The following is a 21,412-nucleotide window of genomic DNA, read 5'->3' as shown; positions in this document are numbered from 1 at the left end:
CAATCTTTTTTGGAATTTGAATACTATAATTTGGAATTTTAGAACAATTTGGACGAGGTAAAGCAAATAGTTAAAGATATCAAGAGTGGACATATCAAGCCCATTTACTTTTTAATGGGAGAGGAGCCTTATTATATTGATGCTATTTCAGATTATATTGAAAATAATGTGCTTTCTGAAGAAGAGAAGGGATTTAACCAAATGGTTTTGTATGGACGTGATGTGTCTATTGATGATATTGTGAGTAATGCCAAGCGTTATCCTATGATGGCAGAACGACAAGTGGTTATTGTTAAAGAAGCTCAGGATCTTTCCCGTACTATCGAAAAATTAGCTGGTTATGCTGAGAATCCTCAGCCTACAACTGTTCTGGTTGTGAATTATAAATACAAAAAAATAGATAAGCGTAAGTCGTTATATAAGGCTATTAAAAAATCTGGCGCTGTTTTCGAGAGTAAGAAGTTATATGAAAATCAGGTAGCTGATTGGATTCGTCGTGTCCTTTCAGGAAAGAATTATAGTATCTCTCCAAAGGCAGCACAAATGCTGGTAGAGTTTCTTGGAACTGATCTTAGTAAGATTAACAATGAACTTGAAAAGCTTAAGATTGTATTACCGGAAGGTACTCAAATTAGTCCTGAACAGATAGAAGAGAATATTGGAATAAGCAAAGACTATAACAATTTTGAGTTGCGTAAGGCTATTGGCGAACGTAATACTGTAAAAGCCTTTAAGATCATTAATTATTTTGCTGATAATCCGAAGGATAATCCTATGGTAGTTACTGTGTCGTTATTATTTAATTTCTTTTCACAACTATTACATTTTCATGGCTTACACGATAAAAACCCAAGAAATGTAGCATCAGCGCTAAAAATCAATCCGTATTTTGTAAATGAATATGTGTCTGCTGCGCGCAATTTTCCGATGAGAAAAGTAAGTCAGATTGTAGCAACTTTACGCGAATTTGATGTTAGAGGAAAAGGTGTCAACTCCAATGCTGTTCCTCAAGGTGATCTTTTAAGAGAGCTTCTGGTTAGAATTTTTGCATAAAACTCAAACTCTATTACTTTTCTTTTTTGGAGGCGTTGGTCTGTTTTTCATTACAAAACTATGATCTTCCACTAATTTTAAAAGATCATGTGCACTTAATACACCAACAATTTTCTGTTCATCTTCTACAACAATATGATTGATATGGTGATTTCGCATGATTCGAGCTGCTATATGTACATCTGAATAAGGAGGAATAGTGTACACTTTTTTTGTCATTACGTGACTAACAGGAGTTGCCTCAGAGAGGTTCTCAAGCAGATCTGTAGAAGTTATAATTCCTTTTACAGCCTTTTTGTTATCAACTACAGGAATGGATTTTATATTGTTCTTAGCCATTATAGATTGTGCATGTCCGACAGTTTTGTGAGGCATTGTTGTTATCACAGATGCTACCATGAGATCTTTTACTTTAACATTCATAATTTTTTTGATTTAAGGATTCATAATTATTCTTGTTCTGATACTTGGTATTGAGAACAACATGCTATGTAAAGGTCTACAAGTTTTTTTGATTTTTAGATGATAATTGTCAGTCTTTTTCTAATAGTTTTATTACTAGATTATTCTTCAAATCAGTTGAATTATAAACGGATTTGCTATTGACATTTTTGGTTTAACTCACTTATGAAGGCTTCTGTAATATTTGGATTTTTCATCTTTTGGGCTTGTTTAAGAAAGGCCTTAGCTGCTTTGCAATCGCCTAAATACATTTTTACAATTGAAAGCTTATACATGGTATTTGAATCTTCTTTATTAATTTGATAGGACCTTAATAAATAATCGTTTGCTAACTCCAGTAATTTATTGGAATCGCTATTATTGGAGATAGCATTGTAGTAGTCGCCCAAGTAAGTTGTTCCGTAATCGGTGAGTATGGCACTGTTTTCAGGATTAAGTTTTAAGCCTTTATCGTATTGTTCTCTGGCTTCATTCATGGCACCTAGGTTGAAGTATACTGAACCAAAACCGTAGTACGCCTGATCGTTTTTTGAATTGAGTATGTACGCCTGATTAAAACGACGCATGGCTGAGACCAGATCACCTTTGTCATATAAATACTTAAATCCTAAATCGGACATTTTTTTACTAGCAGCTATAGTATCATTTTTATAAAACTCAAGGATTTTTTCTTTAAACGTAGCATCCGATTTCTTCTGAGCATCATTTTTTTCAACATTTCCGTATTCAGGGCGTAGGGAAATGTCATTTTGAGCCATTTCCACCCATCGATTGTACTTGCCATTTTGAGCAGCTAGAGAAAACGAAATGACACACAGAATTAGGCTTATTTTTAACTTTGTTTGAAATGAAAAATGTGAAGTCTTAGTATTCATTGTTTCTTTAGTTTCTCATAAGGTTTTACTACCGCGTTTGCTGCCATATCATGTATGGCTTGTTTGTTTTCACTTCCACTAACGGTTAATAGTGAGAGCCAACCAAGTAGGTATTTTAATGCGTACCTTACAATTGCCATTGGAAATGAGATATTCTTTGTTTCGTCTGTTTTACTTTTTACAACAATATCGCTGAAAAAATGTCCAATTGTGGCACCATAGCTTGCCACTAAAACAGGTTCATACAAAAAGAATAGAAATACAAATACAATTGTTCTAACATAATTTGGTACAGATTCGAATGCATCTAGTATAAGTGTTGCAGAGTACATTAAGAGAATAAGGATAACGGCGTCAATAAATACGGCCTTTATTCTAGTTGATAAGCTTGCATATGGTTTTTTGGTAGTGTTATCCATATATGATTTATTAGTTGTCCATGTCTTCAATTTGAATGGTATAATCATATTGCAGGTCTTCATGCAGCTTCAATATTTTTTTTGTAATCGCTTCCATGTTTCGCTCATAAAGATTGGTTAATGTGGTGTTGCGATTTATAGAAGGTTTCATGTGTTTTAGTTTCTTGCAAAAGTAGAGTAGGAGTTCAACTTCTGTTTCTTTATTGAGGGAGTATCTGATATATTTTTTAGTATTTCTCAGAATTTTTCGAACACTCTTTTTAATATAGAAATAACTATTCGTGTTGATATCGTCAAACTGTTCGTCAATTTCTGCTTTTACTGTTTCTATATAACCAGCTTCACTATCGGCTTCAAAAAGTAAATAGGTAAGGAGTTCTTTATTTTCTTTTTTAAATCGGGATAAGCGCAAACAAAGTTCAGCTAATTCCTCATTAGATTTATGTTTGAGTTCTTTTCGGATGGTTACAACAGAAACTGCTTTCATGGATTTTACAAGTTATAATGTTTACGGATGGCTTTTCTTACTCTTATCAATCTGTAGATTCCTATAAATAGTAGTATTGCAGATATAATAATTAGAATGATACCATAAGATTTTAAATCTGAAAAAAACTCTAGTTTTAAGATTGTAACACCTGTTCCCAGAATAACGAGGAATGTTCTAAAGTAAGCTAAAAATGTACGTTCGTTAGCAAGTTTAGTTCGTTCTATTGCTAACCAGTCTCGCGTGATAAGTATTTTGTCTTTTTCCATTATTTTTTCATTCCATCAATAGAATATTTACCAGCTCCTGCCAAGAACATAACTACAAATGCAATTAGATATAGCAATGCGTGTTCTTTAGTACCTAAGTCATCTTTAGCATGTACAATAAAAGCAGCAACTAGCATTGTGATTGCTGCAGGAATTGCAGCCCATTTCGTTTTAAATCCAATGATAAGTAGGATTGGAGCAACGACCTCTCCTATAAGGCATAGGATTAAAGAAGCTGTAGTTCCTATACCCAGTGGATCTCCAAACTGTGAAGGATCTGATAGCATACCAATCTTAGGGATTCCGTGGGTTAACATAAATCCGCCAAACCCTACTCTCAATAGTAGTAACGCCAAGTCAGTGAAATTTTTTTTCATAATATGTAAAGTTTAGTTAGTTACCTTTTAACAAATTAACACTTACTGTTGCTAACTCGTTATTTGGAAATTTAGAAAAATAATTTGGATCAGGATATAAACCAGCCTCTTTTGCTACCTTGTTAAATACATCAACTTCTAATATGTATTGATCACTATATCCATGAGTTGCATCATAAGCAGTAGCAGCAGTTTTTCCAATATTCTGAGAAACTAGTTGAGGGTCAACAGTGTGTAATTCTATCATCAGCAATCCAAAACGTTCTACATAAGGTTTCCATTTTGTGAGATGTTCCAACAGGGAATCTTCCACTAAATTGTTGCTTAAGCGTTTTCCCATAGTAGTATAAGCACCTTTGGAATTGCTTACTCTATCTGTGATGGTTTTAGGAGTTTCCCAAATACGGTTGTGATCAAGAAACGTCCGTACATTAAGTAAATCTTTAAGATCAATATTATAATCATCCTTAAGATCTTTTGCTAACATATCAGGGCGACCAATATCTCCCCAAATTACTTTTGCCCAAATATCAGCTTTTATCAAATTGGCTCTTGTAACTTTTAATGCAGCCTGATTAAAATCGGCACCAACCAATAATAATGGGTGCTCATCGAGCATTTTACCACGACGTGTTTGATATTCTATAACATCAAAAATATGCTGAATAAATGCCCCATTACCACAACCCATGTCCAGAATTCCTTTAGGCTGTTCGTCAATAGGTTTGTTGAATAGTTTGATAATAACTTCATCTATGATTTTAAAGTAAGTTGAGTGTGCACCTCCGCTTCCCCATACGTTCATTTCACGGTGTACATGTTTCTCAGTGTCTTCTGGAGACGAAGTTTTCAAGACTTTTGCATTTCCGAAGATCAATTCGTCTAAATGAATGAATGTTGGCAGATACGAAACAGTAACTCCATAGGCACTGGCTCTCTTTGCAAAAAACAAACCTTCATTAGTAAACTGATAGGTGTTTTTTTTCTTGTTGAACCATCCTAAATGTGAAAAGAAATCTAGTATCTTCTTAAAACTCTCCGGATTTTTATGATATTCTTCAGCTGTAAATGAGGCTTCCATAAAGTACTTATGAAACAAACCATTCATTCCTAAACGAACTATTATAGGTGCTACAATGACACCTTCAATATGCTTTAATATCTGATATGCTACTGAATCTTCATCAGAAACATCAAGTCCATAACGAGATTCATACGATTGGAATACTTTTTCGAGAGCGCTAAACGCATCGATTCCTATGGGCTCATTTGCCAGTTTGATGGTATATTTTAAAAGATTGACACAGTCTTCATAAAGAGGAACCAGACTAAAAGCTTCTTTACTTTTAGTATTTGTTTCATAGGCTACTGTATTGGTTTTATTATCCAAATGCTGGACAAGCCATCCTTGTGAAGCTAAAATATGTAATGACACATTAAGGTAACCATCATTGGCGTTGAATGTATTAGCCAGAGTGTTAATGTCTAGTTTTTTGTGTTCCAATAAATGATCTAAAACACCCTTTTTATGTAATGTAAATGCTGAAGTAGCGGTTGCAATTCCATCAAGATGTCTAAAAATCACACCTCTTAATCGCTGTTTATCTTGTTTTGAAAGCATAGGTTGGTCTCTTTATCATAAATATAAAAAATCCATCACAAGTGCGATGGATTTTAATGATAAAATAAGTGTTACCTAATGAAAGAGATTGATGGTTTGGTTTTCGTTGTCTTCGGAAATCGTTACTAAGAGGTTTTTAAATCCCAAACTATTGACCTTGTAAACCTTTGTGCCTACAGTCCAGTTCTCTTGCCGTTTAGCATATGGCATCATTGGAAATCCGTAGCTAAATTTAGATCCATCTGGTTTTGGACCAACCACATAGAATTGATTCCTGTTTGCTGAATTGTTTTTGATCTTGAACTTAATATAAGTTGCTTCAGTAGTTTTCATTGTTTTGGCTTCACTTAAAGCATATATGAGTCCGCCTTTTTTCGTTTTAGTCTGAAGTTTTTTTGGTTTCTCTACATAGATTAATTCCCCATTATTAGAAACATCTGCCCAAAGTATGTTTTTTACGTTAACAGTTACTTTTCCGTAGCTCCAAAGATTGACATAGGCATTTTCAGTAATGATATTTGAGGCATCTATTGTAGCCAATTCACTGCCAATTCTTAGCTCTTGTGTTTTACCCTCAATAATTAGCTTCCCAATGGGAGCATTAATTTGTAAGATTTCATTGTCTACATTGATAATTTTAGTAAGATCATGTGTGCCAGATTCTACACGTTTTAATTTTGGAGCGCCAATGGTTATAATGATGTTTTGCGAGGCAGAGATCCATTCTTTTTGGTCGAGATGTAATACGCCATTATCAATGGATGTTGTAATGAGATCAAAAAGGTTACTGTCGGTTGTTATACTCATACCTTCCGCAGCAGATTGATCAATGGTTACTTTTGCATATAGGTTGATTTTTATATGTTCAAGATCTTGAACATCAAATGATCTGGTCTCAATATTTCCGTTTCCTTTAATTTGTGCTACTCCAGTTATTCCAATAAACAGTAGTATTAGTGTTAGTTTTTTCATGGTATTATTGTTTTGTAATTTTTGATTCAAATGAATTAAATGTAGTTTCATAGATGATAGTTTCAGGTTTGTATTCAAATGTTATGATACGATTATCAGAGTCAGGTAATTCATAATCTGTAAGTTGATTTACAAATTTGAATTGAATTTGGTTGATTGCCGTTTTTTGAGAAAAGGTGCCTTCATAAATACCATCATTATTCTCATCTGTTAGAGGCGCAGTATCGTTCCATGGGTTGTCTGTGAAATTTCCTCGAATACCAACATTTGTCGGGTTTTCTATGCTTCGCATATCAACTTTGAAAGTGATGGTTTTTAAATGAGTCTCCTGTACACAGCTAGTGAAAGTGAATATGGCTAAGATGCCGATTATATGTTTTATAGATCTCATAATTTATAGTTTTAAATATTGATATGTGTTTCTAATAAAGCGTTCATTCGAATGATCATACTGTACCTCTTTGGTTACTTTGTAAGCGTGTTGTGAGAATTGATGAGTGATATACATCGTTGCTTTTTTACCATTGTCTCTTCCTTTATAGGTGGTAATAAATGTGCGAATTCCATTGTCTAGAGTATTGCTTATGATCCGCTCATTTCCGAAGTAAGTTCCATTCTTTTTGAGTTTCACAGAAGACGAATTGTTCTTTTTGGGTTCATAGGTGTACTGAATATTAGTTATTAGCCTGTCTCCTTTAATTTCGATTTGCATTTTAGTATCAACAGACCTTTGATTTCCAGACTGATAGTCTTTATAGGTAAGTTGTCCTTCCCAACTTGTGTTATTAAGCATATTAAAGTTTGAAATATGTAAAGGTTCCTGAGCATTACTTACAATAGTCATAAGTACAGCGATAAGTGTAGTTATTAGTGTTTTCATGTTATTTGATTTTAAGATTTTTGTTTAGTTTTTTGCTGACAAGAAAGTCTAGTCCAAATCTCCCTGAGCCAAGTACCAGATTGTAGATGGCTACCCAAAGAAATCCCATGGCAGGTAATATTCCCCATAATCCTTGATTCCATTTTTGCATAAAAATGGCAACGAGCATTGTGCACATGATTAGAAATGATGCTACACGAGTCTTTAGACCTAGCATAAGAAACAGGCCGCCTACAGCTTCGCTGAACGCTCCCATCCATGCAAAGAATACTGGAGCAGTAGCAAAGAGACCACCATAACCAGCGACATCCTCAGGAAACCATGCAGAGACTTCAAATAGATTTAGATTTTGACTCTCTGCAGTCCATGGCATTCCAAATTTATCTGCTCCAAACATGGTTGTTAACCAGAATCCACATAAGACCCTTGGAATGGCTAAAATCAAATCGGATGTCCAATGGCTTTGAACTCTTGGTTGGATTAAACAACGTAAAATAGATTTAAGTCGTGACATCATAATTGCAGTGTATTGGTTTGATGGCACAAATTTGCAATATCATCCCTGGTTGGACGACTTATAACGTATTAGAGCGTCCTAAATACGATTTGAGACGTCTTAGTTTAATTGAGATTTTAAATATTCGGTAGGAGAGTAGCTTGTTAGTTTTTTAAATACACGATTAAATGTAGCTTTACTATTAAAACCACATTCCTGAGCAATACCTAGTAGTGAGAGTTGTTTATGTTTGTCTTCCTTAAGCATATTTTTGAATGCTTCTACACGATATTCGTTTACAAAATCATTAAAGTTCTTGCCAAAACCTGAGTTGATGATTTCTGAAAGTTGCCCACGTGTCATATTTGCCATTTTAGCCAGATCTGATAAATTAAGTTCTGGGTTTAAATAAGCTTTTTTAATGTCCATTAATTGCTTAACAGAGTTAAGCTCAATCTCTGAATATGATTTTGGAGATAAGGCTTCAGACGTTTCAGGAATACCTATGGTTTTAGGTGAAAAACTAAAATCGAGTTTGTTAAGTTTGGTGGTGTCTGTAAAATAACCTCTTATACCAACATACAGAGTAATTATAGCTACAAATAAGTTAAGCCACCAACGCTGCTGATATCCTAAATCCATAAAGCGCGAACCAACAATATCCTGAATAGTTCCGTACAGAAAAGACATGCTAAAAAGAATTAAAAAACTTAAGATCCAGTTGAGTTCCAGTTTATAAGTATTAGAAAAATACTGTATAATCTTTTTGCGATAACTGTAAAACAACTGAAATGTAAAAGCTAAATAAATCAGCATGAATGGTGTTTCTATATAGCTCATAATGGATTGCACATAGGCTTCATCTAGATCTATTTTTAAAACACCATTTTGAGTTTCTGTAAAACCAGGCTGCATAGCATCGTAAGTATAAATAACTATGCGATAAGCTATGACTAAAAACGCAAGGGCAAAATGCCACCAAAAGGTTTTTTTAAATTTAAAATTTGAAGTCGTAATAGATTTTACATAGAGGTAAATCAGAGGAGCCAAAGCTATGCCAATATTGATAAGAAAATAATTGATTTTAGTAGTTCGGAATTCATTATACCATCCCATAAAACCTACAGTATAACAAATCTGACTGTAGCTAGTGAGTAATAAAATCACACCTAAAAATAAGTCTGAGATATTCCGTTTTCGGCTATATCGTGACAGTAGTAGAAATGCAAATATTAGTCCTTGAGTTACAAGAATTAATAAAGGAAGACTCCAACGGTTAAAATCTGGAAACATTATACTTAGATTTAAAATCTAAATGTAAGAGATTTATTGCAGTTTTTGAAAACCAATAGGTCTCATTTTGTTATTATACCAGCTAAAATCTATAAGTATTGGATAGGACTTATTACTTACTCATTAAGTATTGTACGCAGAGATTTATGTCGTATGGTTTCTAAATCTTTAACTTCATAAGGAATACGTTTTAAAATGTATTCAAAAGCATTGATCCTCGCACTGGTTTTTCGATTGGCTTTGATTACTTTCCAAGGCGCATGCTCCTGAGTTTTATCGAACATAGCCTCTTTAAAGTTTGTATATTCGTCCCAAAGTGTTAAGGCCCTTCTATCTACATCACTATATTTCCATTTCTTTATCGGAGAACTTATAATGTCTTTAAAACGTCGCTCTTGTTCTGTCTTTGTAATTGAAAAATAAAGCTTGAGTAAGTAAATTCCAGAATCCTGAATCATTTTTTCAAACTCATTGACTTGTCCCATAAAGATCTCATATTCTTTTTTGGTGCAAAATCCATTTACAGGTTCTACCACAGCTCGGTTATACCAACTTCTGTCAAAAAACACGATTTCTCCATTGTTTGGTAAACGATTAATATAACGTTGGAAATACCATTGTCCTAGTTCTGTCTCATTGGGTTTAGGTAAGGCAACAACACGAATTGCACGAGGCGGCAAATGTTGAATAATCCGTCTAATGGCACCACCTTTTCCTGCAGCATCACGTCCTTCAAAGAGAATCACTACTTTTTTATTGTTGCTAGCTACCCATTGCTGCAGAATTAACATTTCCTCCTGAAGTTTGGCAAGGCGTTTCTCATATTTTACATTACGAATTGCTTTTTTTGTGTCCAATCGATTTTGACGTAACAAGGCCTCAAGTCCTTTTTTTGAATTTATTATAGATACGTTTTTATCAGTCATCATTTTTAGTGCGTTTAGTTATTGGTCAAGTTGAATTGTGTTTCTGAAATAGCGCTGAACAACATTTGGATCTGGTAAAATGGTTTTACAATTTCTTCCTTTGTTGTCATAATCAAAAAGACTAAGCACATATTTTATACTTTCTAAACGCGCTCGTTTTTTGTCATTAGATTTGATGACTACCCATGGAGAGAACGAGTTGTGTGTTCTTGAAAACATCTGGTTTTTATATATTGTAAAGTCATCCCAAAGCTCTTGTCCTTTTTCATCAACTGGACTAAATTTCCATTTTTTTAACGGATTGTTCAATCGTTTTTCAAAACGACGTTGCTGCTCTTCTTTAGATACTGAAAACCAAAACTTAATGATGGTTGTACCAGATTCATATAGCATGTTTTCAAATTCAGGTACCTGAATCATAAATCGATTGTATTGTTGTTTGTTGCAAAACCCCATCACAGGTTCTACTACAGCTCTGTTGTACCAACTTCTATCGAAAAATACAATTTCACCTGCATTAGGAAGCTCCTTAATATACCGATTAAAATACCATTGGTTTTTTTCAACTTCGGTAGGCTTATTTAACGCTACAATGCGCATAGCTCTAGGATTAAGATGTTCTTTAAAACGTTTGATTGTCCCTCCTTTTCCCGAAGCATCTCTTCCCTCAAAAATGATAGCGATCTTTTTATTTTCTTTTTGTACCCATCTTTGAAAATCGACCAACTCAGCTTGAAGTGGCAGTAATTCTTGCTCATAGGCATGTTTATCCAAGACAGATTGATAAATAGGATTATCTGCCTTATGTGTATTTAAGTAATTAATTAAATCTGTGTTGGTTTTAAGTGAATGTAACACCTCTTCTGTAATCATATAGATATGGATTGATTGTACATACTAAAATTAATAAATACAACGCTAAAATAATATGACTTATGTCACCTAAAATGAAGAAACCTCCCAATATTATGAGAGGTTTGATGTATTTTAAACAACAAAATGGTCTACCTTAACTTCGGAAAATCTGAAGGGCTAACCTCATGCATTACCTCATAAACAGCTTCAAAAATATCTTCTGCTGAAGGTTTAGAGAAATAATCACCATCAGTTCCATACGCTGGACGATGAGGTTTTGCGGCCAGAGTTTTAGGTTGACTATCTAAATATTGAAAAGCATTTTGTGTATTAACAATCTCATTTAAGATATATGCTGAAGCTCCTCCTGGAACATCTTCATCAATCACCATGAGACGATTAGTATTAGCGACACTCTTTACAATATCATGATTGATATCAAATGGTAATAAGGATTGTACATCTATAACTTCGGCATCAATACCAACTTCTAATAGTTCTTTAGCTGTTTGTTCAACAATTCTCAATGTAGAACCATAGGAGACTAAAGTAATATCATTCCCCTCTTTAACTGTTTCAACGACACCAAGTGGTGTTTTAAATTCACCAATGTTGTTTGGCATTTTCTCTTTTAAACGGTAACCATTTAAACACTCTATAATTAAAGCAGGCTCATCACTTTCTAGAAGTGTATTGTAAAAGCCAGCAGCTTTAGTCATATTTCTTGGTACTAGAACATGAATGCCTCTTACAAGATTTATGATTCCACCTAATTGTGAACCCGAATGCCATATTCCTTCTAGTCTGTGACCACGTGTTCTTACTATTAATGGAGCTTTTTGTTTTCCTCTTGTTCTGTATTGCAATGTTGCAAGATCATCACTCATGATCTGCAAAGCGTATAAGATGTAATCTAAGTATTGAATTTCTGCTATTGGACGAAGACCACGCATAGCCATACCAATACCTTGACCTAAAATAGTAGCTTCTCTAATTCCTGCATCTGCAACTCTGAGTTCGCCATATTTTTCCTGTAAACCTTCTAACCCTTGATTTACATCTCCAATATTTCCAGAATCTTCACCAAAAATTAGTGCTTCAGGATAGTTATTGAAAATAGCATCAAAGTTATCTCTTAAGATTAGTCTGGCATCTACAACTTCAGAATTGTCATCATAGGTTGGTTCAACTTCAGAAATATTAAGAGCAGATTGCCTTGAAGTACTATGTAAATGCGAACTATATTTTGGTTGCACATCTTCAATGTACTGATTGATCCAGTCTTGGAGTCTTACTTTTTCATTTGATTCTTCACCAACAAGATAACGTAAAGTTTTTCTTGCAGCTGATAATACATCTTTTCTTATTGGCTCTTTTATGTCTTTTAGATCATTGATAATCTTAGTAATGAATACTTTATTGGCACTGCTCTCAGCAACTTTTGAGATAAGTTCTAAGACTTGCTTTTGCTCTTCAAGAATAGGAGCCAGGTAGGCATTCCATGCGGCTTTTTTTCCGTCTCTTACTTGTTTTTTTATTGTCTTTTCAAGAGCATTGAGCTCATCTTCAGTAGCAATATTATTGCTAATCATCCATAAACGCATTTGAGCAATACAATCAAACTTGGCTTCCCATTCCAGACGCTCTTTACTTTTGTAGCGTTCATGTGAACCAGATGTTGAGTGCCCTTGAGGTTGTGTAAGTTCTACAACATGCACCATGACAGGTACGTGTTCCTCGCGAGCTATTTTCTCGGCTTTTTGATAGGTTTCGATTAAGGCAGAGTAGTCCCATCCCTTGACTTTTAATATTTCGTAACCATTATTATCTTCATCTCGTTGCAATCCTTTTAAGATTTCTGAGATGTTTTCTTTTGTTGTTTGGTGCTTTGCGTGTACAGAAATTCCATATTCATCATCCCATATACTAATTACCATTGGGACTTGTAAAACGCCAGCAGCATTTATAGTTTCAAAGAATAAACCTTCACTGGTACTTGCGTTACCAATAGTTCCCCAGGCAATTTCATTACCTTTAACTGAGAACTTTTCAGCATCAATTCCATGAACATTTCTATATATTTTTGAGGCCTGAGCCAGCCCAAGAAGTCTTGGCATTTGTCCGGCAGTAGGGGAAATATCTGCACTTGAATTCTTTTGCTCAGTAAGGTTTTTCCATTCTCCATTATCATCAAGGCTATGTGTTCCGAAATGCCCACCCATTTGACGGCCTGCACTCATTGGATCTGCTTCGATTGAAGTATGGGCATATAAACCTGCAAAGAATTGTTGAATATTTAGCTGGTCTATAGCCATCATTAAAGTTTGGTCTCTGTAATATCCTGAACGAAAATCACCATTCTTGAATGCCTTTGCCCAAGCCAATTGAGGCACTTCTTTACCATCTCCAAAAATCCCAAACTTAGCTTTGCCAGTAAGAACTTCACGTCGACCTAATAAACTGCATTCTCTACTAGTGACTGCAATTTTATAATCGTTTAAGACTTCACTTTTGAAGTCTTCAAAAGTCATATCTGTTTTTGCTTTTGTTTTTGTTGGCATAGCTGTAAATTATATCCTGCAAATTTAACGAAACTTTGCTAATATTACAACGATGCAGATTGTTATAATATTATGAATTTAATAAAATATAGATATATTTTTTGAATAATCATTAAAAAACACAAAGAAAATGCAGTTTGGTTAAGAATATGTTAATACCATTTTCTTCGGAACAGACCTAAAAGCACCTGTGGGTCTACAGTAAATTTTATTCTAATTCTTTGATCGTAATTGGGTTGTCCAATTTCCCACCCTAAGTTAGAATAGACAGGGAAATACAATTCAAAAAAGTCGGTTACCAAGTCTACTTTTATTCCAGAGTCATATACAAAAGCAGGGTTGAATCCTTTATTTTTTACCAAACCAACATCGCCATAAGCTTCAATGTATTTCCAAATCGTTGTACTTACATTAGCAGTGGTCATCCATTGATTTGCGAAAGGTGTTTCTAATCTTGACTTAAATCCTCCTTCTGCAATAATGATTTGCTGACTAAATATTCCTGATGATTCCGAGCGGCCTAAATAATTATAGTCAAATAAATAATCTGTTGGTCTATCTAAAGCAAAACTAAAATAATCAGATTCAGGATTGGTTTTATTGTATAAGAACGTACCTGCAAAAAGACGAAGATTAAATTGTCTGTTGCGTTCTGAAAGCTTTCTGTATTCGTAATTAACCGATAGTTTTCCGAAGTTACTAGCAAACTGAAGATCGTAATACCAACGGTTAAAATTAACAAGTCCTGGGTTTGAACTTATATATCTTAAGTTCAATACGCTGTAATCAGGTTCCAAGAGATCTTCAATGATGGCATTCTCACCAACTTCTCGGGATATACTGACATATCTCAGATTTAAAAATCGCGTTTTATCTGATCTGAAATCGTCATTCTCTCTAAACGTAAATGAAAGACTTGGTGTTAATATAGTAACAAACGAGTCCTCAGCAAATGAATTATATTTTGCAATAAGACCGTAGGTTACATTAAAAAGATCCATGCCTTCAATATTATGTGTATAGAAAACATTACTACTCCCAGTGATTGATTTGGATTTCGTAGCATATACAGGGGAAAATCTATAATTTAAGCGTTTTCTTAAAACAGATTTGTTATAAAATTTAGCACCTAAAGTTAAGCCATCATAAATGTTTCTAAACTCAACCTGAGGCATGATAAAGATCTGATTGTAATATGGGTCTTCGATGTCTTTAAACAATCTAAATTGTAAAGGTTTGTTGGTGATAAATGATCCTTTCAAGGATTTATAATTATCACGCAAATTGAATTCTGGTATGCGATTATCGTAATTAAGTGCTAACTTATCTAAGCTATCTCTGGCTATGGTCAAGGTTTTGGATTCATCAATATTTTGTATCCAGGACTTAGATAAAATAGAATCTTTATTCAATGTAAATAACGAAACAGGCATATTGTTATGTCGTTTGTTTTTAATTGTTATTGTGATTGAATCTTCAGTCTTTTCAATGGTTTTTATTTTGAAATCAATCTTCTTTCTGGAATCGACATAGTCTTTAAAAAACCAATTGATATCTTTAGTAGTCTTAGATTTTAACAGATCTTCAAAACGATTAGAATTTGTTATTTTAAGCTGATTGGTTTTTAAATATTCAGAGATTGTAGATTCTAAAATATCAGAATTGATAAAATCGTCAAGGTAACGCAGACCAAGACCTGCTTTATATTTTCCAGCAATATTGGCATTAAATTTTAATAATGAATCTTTTGAAGTGGTCAATGGTTGATCACGATTGGTTCTTACCATTTGCATGTAAAACAAATTGAACTGATCGTTATAAGCCAAATCGGCAGCATGAAATGAACGAATTCCCCAAACATTTGCCAGCTTTCCCAAAAGCTTTGTGTCTGGATAATAACTTTCCACATATTTCATTAGGTAATAAATCTGAATTCCATCGCGTAGCCAATAATCTTTTCTTGGGTTAATGAGCAATGTATTCTCCAGGTAATTATTAAGCGCAGTTTTTAAAAGCTTGAGTTCATACTGGAAATTATCTTGGAAAGGCAAGATAAAATCTGGCAGTTGATTTAATCCGTAAAGTGGATCCTTCTTATAATCGTTTCTGGTAATTAGTAAGCGTTCGTGCGGATATTCACCAAGATGTTTAGTAATAAAACGTGTAATTTTATCAGTTATCAGCGCTTTTTCTTCGGAAGGAATACCACCACTAGATAGGTTAGAATAAATTGTAAAATCGTCGGTCTGAACAAATTTGAAATCTGAAAACTTGGTCAATATCAATTTGGTGTCTACGCGATCTTTTCCGTACAAAAAGAAGGTCTGTCTGTCAATTGTTTGCTTAATATCTGCTGTGTTAAGCTCTGATATTAACTGATAGTTCAGCGGAAATTCGATTTGAAGTGTTATGTCTGATTTCGGTATAAAAATATCATCCAAATTCTTGTTGCTGTAATAATTCCATGTTCCGTCATAAACCGAAGGTGTAATGTACCAATACTTGAGATTGAAATCTTTTTGCGGACTAATACCATAACCTGTAAAGTTATCATCGGGCAAGATCACATCATAAGTTAGACTGATATCATAAAAGGCATTTGGTAATAATGGTGATTGTAATTCTACTTTAATAACATCAGGATGGTTTTCAACATAGGTGAAATTTAAACTATTAGAATTCTTATCATCAATTTTTGTAACAACAGTGTAACCTCGTTGTTCGCTTTTTGCAAAGTGGAATTTATCATTAAACTCCTCAGTAAATCGTTGTGCTAAAGGTGTTTTTTTTGTAGAATATGAGTTATTCCAATCGTTTAAATAAATAGTGGTTAGCGTATCATTGCTTTCGTTTTTATATAGGATACGCTGATTAATCTTTATTGTTTTGTTATTGACATCTAAAGCAGCTTTTAGATCAATACTATTCTGACCTATAACAGTAAAGCTACTCCAAAGAAAGAGGTTAATAAATAAAACAGATTTTAGTTTCAATGCGCAACTATAAATTTTAAAGGTTTAAACTGAAATTTCGAGTTTGTTATGTAATACATGCCGCTTGTCAATTGAGAGGCATCTATATGTATTAACGTATTATTTACATCAACGGTTTTTATCACTTGCCCTAAGCTATTATATATCGCGAGGGAAAGGTTATTTTGTAAACGGTCATCAACCTTGAGTTTTAAAATATCATCAACAATATTTGTGCCTAAAATGGAGATGCTATCAGCAACTAAAAAGTCATCAATACTTAACGATTGATTGGTTTGCAGCTCTAAAGTAACGGGAAGATGATCACTAAAATTGTAAAGCGCATCCCTAATAGTAAAAGAAAAATCGGTTCCAGCACAATCACTTGAGTTTATTTCTCTGTTATAACATTGAAAGTTTTCATTATTTCCATAAACATCATAGCTGTTTGAAACAAACGACAATTCTGGATTAGATATCATGGACGATGATGTCATAATAAAATCAAAACGGTCATCAAATCCTCCTGTGCTGCCACCTAATCCGGTTTGTGTTCTTGTAGATTGTGTCATAACATCAATAAAATTCGGATTATTATGCCAGCTTCCAATTCTGTCTGCAGGATCTACAAATTTAATGGTGTTGTCATTATCGGTATCGATTAATTCCTGAAATGCTGGTTCAGAATTAGTATACACATTTAAATCACCAGCAAGTACTATATTACTAGTTGCCGGGAAAGTATTGAGGTAGGTTGTAAGGTCTTCTACCATTTGCAAGCGGAAGGCTTGATTGTCTATACCCTGAGATGCTTTAAGGTGGCATACAATCACATCCAAAACTACAGGATTGGTATCTTGATTGATGCTGTTAAGTTTCAATTTATAATGATTAAAATCTCTAAAAATTGTAGTGACAATGGTCTGGCTTTCTAAAATAAACTTAGAGCTGTCATAGTAGATGAGTTGTTGTAAATCATTTTGATTACTCCCAGTATCATCAGAAGTATTGAGCTCAAAAGCTGCACTTTGATAATCAGGATTTAAAAATTGCAGAGAACTCAAAATAGTATTTGCTCCAGCTTCATTATTTAATTCGCAAACCATAAAAATATCAGGTCTATAATCATCTAAAACCAATTCTAGATATTGTAATCGGTTTGGTACTGCATTTTCTAGAGGAAAATTTAGCACATTGTAGAACATGAGTTTAAAGTTTTCTTGTGCATAAAGTGATTGAAACATTAAAGCACATGCAATAGCAATAAGATGTAATTTCTTAATCATAGCGGTAATCTTGAAATTATGTTTAATATGTAAATTCTGTGTCTACTAGAAATTAGGACTCAAGCCGTATTCCTTGTAGAATTTGTCTAAGATATTGATGACATCATCTGCAGTGTCCACCACATGAATTAAGTCTAAATCTTTAGCACTAATGTTATTGTTGGCTTCAAGCAAAGTCTTCTTTACCCAGTCCATAAGTCCATCCCAAAATTCGGTACCAACCAAAATGATTGGGAATTTCTCAATTTTATTGGTTTGAATTAATGTGATGGCCTCAAAAAGCTCATCTAACGTTCCAAAACCTCCTGGCATGACAACAAATCCTTGTGAGTATTTTACAAACATAACTTTTCTCACAAAAAAGTAATCAAAATCAAGACTCTTATCATTGTCAATGTAAGGGTTGTCGTGTTGTTCAAAAGGTAATTCAATATTCAATCCAACCGAAGTTCCTCCAGCGATATGAGCACCTTTATTACCAGCTTCCATGATACCAGGTCCTCCACCTGTAATCACACCATAACCATGGTCTACAATCTTGGAAGCGACTTCCTCAGCTAATTTATAATATTTATGATCTGGTTTTGTTCTCGCAGAACCAAAAATAGAGACACAAGGACCAATTTTACTAAGTTTTTCGTAACCATTTACGAATTCACCCATGATTTTAAAAATAGCCCAAGAGTCGTTTGTTTTAATCTCATTCCAACCTTTATGGTTTAGTTCTTTTCTCATATATTCTAAAACTTTAATTTTTTGTCAACCTGCTAATTTAATTCTTTTTTAAGAAATTTAGCGGTGTAACTCTTTTTATCTTTTATGATCTCTTCTGGAGCGCCTTTAGCTACTACCTTTCCACCTCCTTGACCACCTTCATATCCAATATCAATGATATAGTCAGCCATTTTGATTACATCGAGGTTATGCTCAATGATTAGCACTGTGTTTCCTTTGTCTACGAGTTTATTCAATACTAACATTAAAACTCTAATGTCTTCAAAATGTAAACCTGTTGTAGGTTCATCTAAAATGTAAAAGGTATTTCCTGTATCGCGTTTACTCAACTCGGTTGCCAGTTTAATACGCTGTGCTTCTCCACCAGAAAGTGTGGTGCTTTGCTGACCCAATGTAATATACCCTAAACCAACATCTTTGATTGTTTTTAGTTTTTTATGAATCTTCGGAATGTGCTCAAAAAAGTCTACTGCTTCGGAAATGGTCATATTCAAGACATCGCTTATCGATTTCCCTTTGTATCTAATTTCTAGTGTTTCTCTATTGAAACGTTTTCCTTGGCAGGTTTCACACTCTACATAAACATCTGGAAGAAAATTCATTTCAATAACTCGTAATCCTCCACCTTGACAGGTTTCACAACGTCCGCCTTTTACATTAAAACTAAAGCGACCTGGTTTGTATCCACGTATCATCGCCTCAGGAATTTTAGCAAACAAACTTCGTATTTCACTAAAGGTTCCTGTATAGGTAGCAGGATTACTACGTGGAGTGCGTCCAATAGGTGATTGGTTGATATCAATGACTTTATCGCAATGTTCTAAACCTTTGATGCTTTTGTATGGCATTGGTTGTTTAACACCGTTAAAGTAGTGTGCATTCATTATAGGATAAAGTGTCTCATTGATGAGTGTAGATTTTCCGCTACCTGAAACTCCAGTAACACCAATCATTTTTCCTAACGGAAATTCAACTGACACGTTTTTTAAGTTATTCCCAGTACAGCCTTTGAGTATAATTTTTTTGCCATTGCCCTTGCGACGCTTTTCCGGAACAGGGATTTCTTTTTTTCCGTTGAGGTAATCGGCTGTTAAGGTATCGTGTGTTAGGAGTTCTTCCGGACTCCCAATACTAATGATCTCTCCACCGTATTTCCCAGCTTTCGGACCAATATCAATCACATAATCTGCACGTTCTATCATATCCTTATCGTGCTCAACTACAATGACCGAATTTCCAATGTCTCGAAGAGATACCAGAGAATTAATGAGTTTTTCATTATCACGCTGATGTAGACCAATACTGGGTTCGTCTAAAATGTAAAGCACACCAACCAATTGCGAACCAATTTGAGTGGCTAATCTTATACGTTGGGCTTCACCACCAGATAAGGATTTAGAACTTCTGTTAAGCGATAAATAATCTAATCCAACATCTAACAAGAATTGTAGTCTTGCTTTGATTTCCTTTAAGATCTCTTCAGCAATTTTAAATTGCTTTTCACTTAATTCTGTTTCTAGGTTTTGAAACCACGCAGCCAAATCAACAATATCTTTATGAGCTAATTCAGCAATATTTAGTCCGTTAACTTTAAAATATAGCGATTCTTTTCTAAGCCTAGAACCATGACAGGTTGGACACTCAACTTTGTCCATGTAATCTTTAGCCCATCGCTTTAATGAGGTGGTTTCAGCATTTTTGTACTGACTTTCAATAAAGTTAGCAACACCTTCAAAATCAATTTTATAGTCTCGAGTTACACCAAGCGTTTTACTCTCTACTGAAAATTTATCATTTCCACCATACATAATCATTTGTCTGGCTTCCTCAGGAATGTCTTTAAACGGATCACTCAAACTGAAATTAAAGCGTTGTGCAATGGTTTCAAATTGTTTGAAGATCCAACTGTTCTTTTGTGGTCCGTGAGGTGCTAGAGCTCCAGATTTTATAGATAGTGTATCATCTGGAATAATCTTATTTTCATTCACCTGATACAAAGTTCCAATGCCGTTACATGTTGGGCAAGCGCCTTTTGGCGAATTGAATGAGAAGTTATTAGGCTCTGGGTTTGGATAAGAAATTCCAGAAGACGGACACATTAGATTTCGACTAAAATAGCGTGCTTCGTCTGTGTCGTGATCTAAAACCATTAATACATCATCACCATGATACATTGCTGTGTTTATGGTTTCAGAAAGCCGTTTGTCATTGTCGGCTGTATCATCAATTTTGAGTCGGTCAATTACAATTTCTATATCATGAGTTTTGTAACGATCCAGTTTCATGCCTTTAACCAGGTCACGGACTTCACCATCAGTTCTCACCTTAACAAAACCTTGCTTAGCAATTTGCTCAAACAATTCGCGATAATGTCCTTTGCGAGAACGAATGATAGGAGAGAGGATATTTATACGTTTTCCTTTGTAACTCTCTTTAATAAGTTCTTTTATTTGCTCATCACTATAACTCACCATTTTCTCTCCAGTGTTGTAACTATAAGCATCACTAGCACGAGCATAAAGCAGCCTCAAAAAATCATAAATTTCAGTGATGGTACCAACAGTAGAGCGTGGCGACTTGCTGGTTGTTTTTTGCTCTATAGCAATTACAGGAGAGAGTCCATCGATCTTATCAACGTCAGGACGTTCTAATCCACCAAGAAATTGACGTGCATAAGCAGAAAACGTTTCTATATAACGACGTTGACCTTCAGCATAAATGGTATCAAACGCTAATGATGATTTACCACTTCCAGATAACCCAGTAATGACTACTAATTGTTCTCTTGGAATAGTTACATCAATATTTTTGAGGTTATGTACTCTGGCACCTTTGACCTCAATAGCGTCGTTAAAATCACTCATAAATACTAC

General features: G+C 34.4%; 20 protein-coding genes. 1 reads left to right on the top strand and 19 read right to left on the bottom strand.

Features of this window, described 5'->3' with window-relative positions; translation table 11 throughout:
- The first annotated feature begins 48 nt into the window (after positions 1-48).
- Entirely contained in the window at positions 49-1,053 is a 1,005-nt protein-coding gene (holA, locus tag Q0951_RS09525) for a DNA polymerase III subunit delta (protein WP_299336353.1), read from the top strand.
- Between the two features lie 3 nt (positions 1,054-1,056).
- On the opposite strand, the gene Q0951_RS09520 is transcribed toward holA, so the two are convergent.
- The 19 genes from Q0951_RS09520 to uvrA form a co-directional block, all read right to left on the bottom strand.
- The gene (locus Q0951_RS09520; protein WP_299336352.1) at positions 1,057-1,476 is read right to left on the bottom strand and encodes a CBS domain-containing protein; all 420 of its coding nucleotides are present in this window, start codon (positions 1,474-1,476) and stop codon (positions 1,057-1,059) included.
- A 176-nt stretch (positions 1,477-1,652) separates the two neighbouring features.
- Positions 1,653-2,390 (bottom strand): tetratricopeptide repeat protein, encoded by a 738-nt coding sequence (locus tag Q0951_RS09515; protein ID WP_299336351.1) that lies wholly within the window; start codon positions 2,388-2,390, stop codon positions 1,653-1,655.
- Positions 2,387-2,809: an RDD family protein gene (locus tag Q0951_RS09510; protein ID WP_299336350.1), complete on the bottom strand. Its 423-nt coding sequence runs from the start codon at positions 2,807-2,809 to the stop codon at positions 2,387-2,389. Before Q0951_RS09510 ends, Q0951_RS09515 begins: the two co-directional genes overlap by 4 nt.
- A gap of 10 nt (positions 2,810-2,819) precedes the next feature.
- Positions 2,820-3,296 (bottom strand): hypothetical protein, encoded by a 477-nt coding sequence (locus Q0951_RS09505; protein WP_299336349.1) that lies wholly within the window; start codon positions 3,294-3,296, stop codon positions 2,820-2,822.
- Positions 3,297-3,301: 5 nt separating this feature from the next.
- The gene (locus Q0951_RS09500) at positions 3,302-3,565 is read right to left on the bottom strand and encodes a DUF202 domain-containing protein (RefSeq protein ID WP_299336348.1); all 264 of its coding nucleotides are present in this window, start codon (positions 3,563-3,565) and stop codon (positions 3,302-3,304) included.
- On the bottom strand, positions 3,565-3,942 hold the full coding sequence (locus Q0951_RS09495) for a DoxX family protein (RefSeq protein WP_299336347.1): 378 nt from the start codon (positions 3,940-3,942) through the stop codon (positions 3,565-3,567). Before Q0951_RS09495 ends, Q0951_RS09500 begins: the two co-directional genes overlap by 1 nt.
- Before the next feature lie 16 nt (positions 3,943-3,958).
- Positions 3,959-5,563, bottom strand: coding sequence for a class I SAM-dependent methyltransferase (locus Q0951_RS09490; RefSeq protein WP_299336346.1), 1,605 nt, complete (start codon positions 5,561-5,563; stop codon positions 3,959-3,961).
- 75 nt (positions 5,564-5,638) lie between these two features.
- Positions 5,639-6,535 (bottom strand): DUF2807 domain-containing protein, encoded by an 897-nt coding sequence (locus tag Q0951_RS09485; protein WP_299336345.1) that lies wholly within the window; start codon positions 6,533-6,535, stop codon positions 5,639-5,641.
- A 4-nt stretch (positions 6,536-6,539) separates the two neighbouring features.
- Positions 6,540-6,926, bottom strand: a complete 387-nt coding sequence (locus Q0951_RS09480) for a hypothetical protein (RefSeq protein ID WP_299336344.1) — start codon at positions 6,924-6,926, stop codon at positions 6,540-6,542.
- 3 nt (positions 6,927-6,929) lie between these two features.
- On the bottom strand, positions 6,930-7,415 hold the full coding sequence (locus Q0951_RS09475; RefSeq protein ID WP_299336343.1) for a hypothetical protein: 486 nt from the start codon (positions 7,413-7,415) through the stop codon (positions 6,930-6,932).
- 1 nt (position 7,416) lies between these two features.
- Complete coding sequence (locus Q0951_RS09470) at positions 7,417-7,932, bottom strand: DoxX family protein (protein WP_299336342.1); 516 nt, start codon at positions 7,930-7,932, stop codon at positions 7,417-7,419.
- A 99-nt stretch (positions 7,933-8,031) separates the two neighbouring features.
- A complete protein-coding gene (locus tag Q0951_RS09465; protein ID WP_299336341.1) occupies positions 8,032-9,204 on the bottom strand; it encodes an AraC family transcriptional regulator in 1,173 nt (390 codons plus the stop codon).
- Positions 9,205-9,320: 116 nt separating this feature from the next.
- A complete protein-coding gene (ppk2, locus tag Q0951_RS09460) occupies positions 9,321-10,133 on the bottom strand; it encodes a polyphosphate kinase 2 (protein WP_299336340.1) in 813 nt (270 codons plus the stop codon).
- Positions 10,134-10,148: 15 nt separating this feature from the next.
- On the bottom strand, positions 10,149-11,003 hold the full coding sequence (ppk2, locus tag Q0951_RS09455) for a polyphosphate kinase 2 (protein ID WP_299336339.1): 855 nt from the start codon (positions 11,001-11,003) through the stop codon (positions 10,149-10,151).
- A gap of 131 nt (positions 11,004-11,134) precedes the next feature.
- Positions 11,135-13,546, bottom strand: a complete 2,412-nt coding sequence (locus Q0951_RS09450; RefSeq protein WP_299336338.1) for a thiamine pyrophosphate-dependent enzyme — start codon at positions 13,544-13,546, stop codon at positions 11,135-11,137.
- Between the two features lie 152 nt (positions 13,547-13,698).
- Positions 13,699-16,539 (bottom strand): metalloprotease, encoded by a 2,841-nt coding sequence (locus Q0951_RS09445; protein WP_299336337.1) that lies wholly within the window; start codon positions 16,537-16,539, stop codon positions 13,699-13,701.
- Positions 16,536-17,804 carry a T9SS type A sorting domain-containing protein gene (locus Q0951_RS09440; RefSeq protein WP_299336336.1) on the bottom strand — a complete coding sequence of 423 codons (1,269 nt, stop codon included), beginning with the start codon at positions 17,802-17,804 and terminating at the stop codon, positions 16,536-16,538. Before Q0951_RS09440 ends, Q0951_RS09445 begins: the two co-directional genes overlap by 4 nt.
- A gap of 45 nt (positions 17,805-17,849) precedes the next feature.
- Entirely contained in the window at positions 17,850-18,539 is a 690-nt protein-coding gene (locus tag Q0951_RS09435) for a TIGR00730 family Rossman fold protein (RefSeq protein ID WP_299336335.1), read from the bottom strand.
- A gap of 32 nt (positions 18,540-18,571) precedes the next feature.
- Positions 18,572-21,403 (bottom strand): excinuclease ABC subunit UvrA, encoded by a 2,832-nt coding sequence (gene uvrA / locus Q0951_RS09430; RefSeq protein WP_299336469.1) that lies wholly within the window; start codon positions 21,401-21,403, stop codon positions 18,572-18,574.
- Positions 21,404-21,412 lie beyond the last annotated feature (9 nt).

The organism is uncultured Psychroserpens sp., from assembly GCF_947501425.1.
GTDB lineage: Bacteria > Bacteroidota > Bacteroidia > Flavobacteriales > Flavobacteriaceae > Psychroserpens.
Note: the sequence above shows the minus strand (reverse complement) of the source record. Positions and strands in the feature narration are given on the sequence as shown.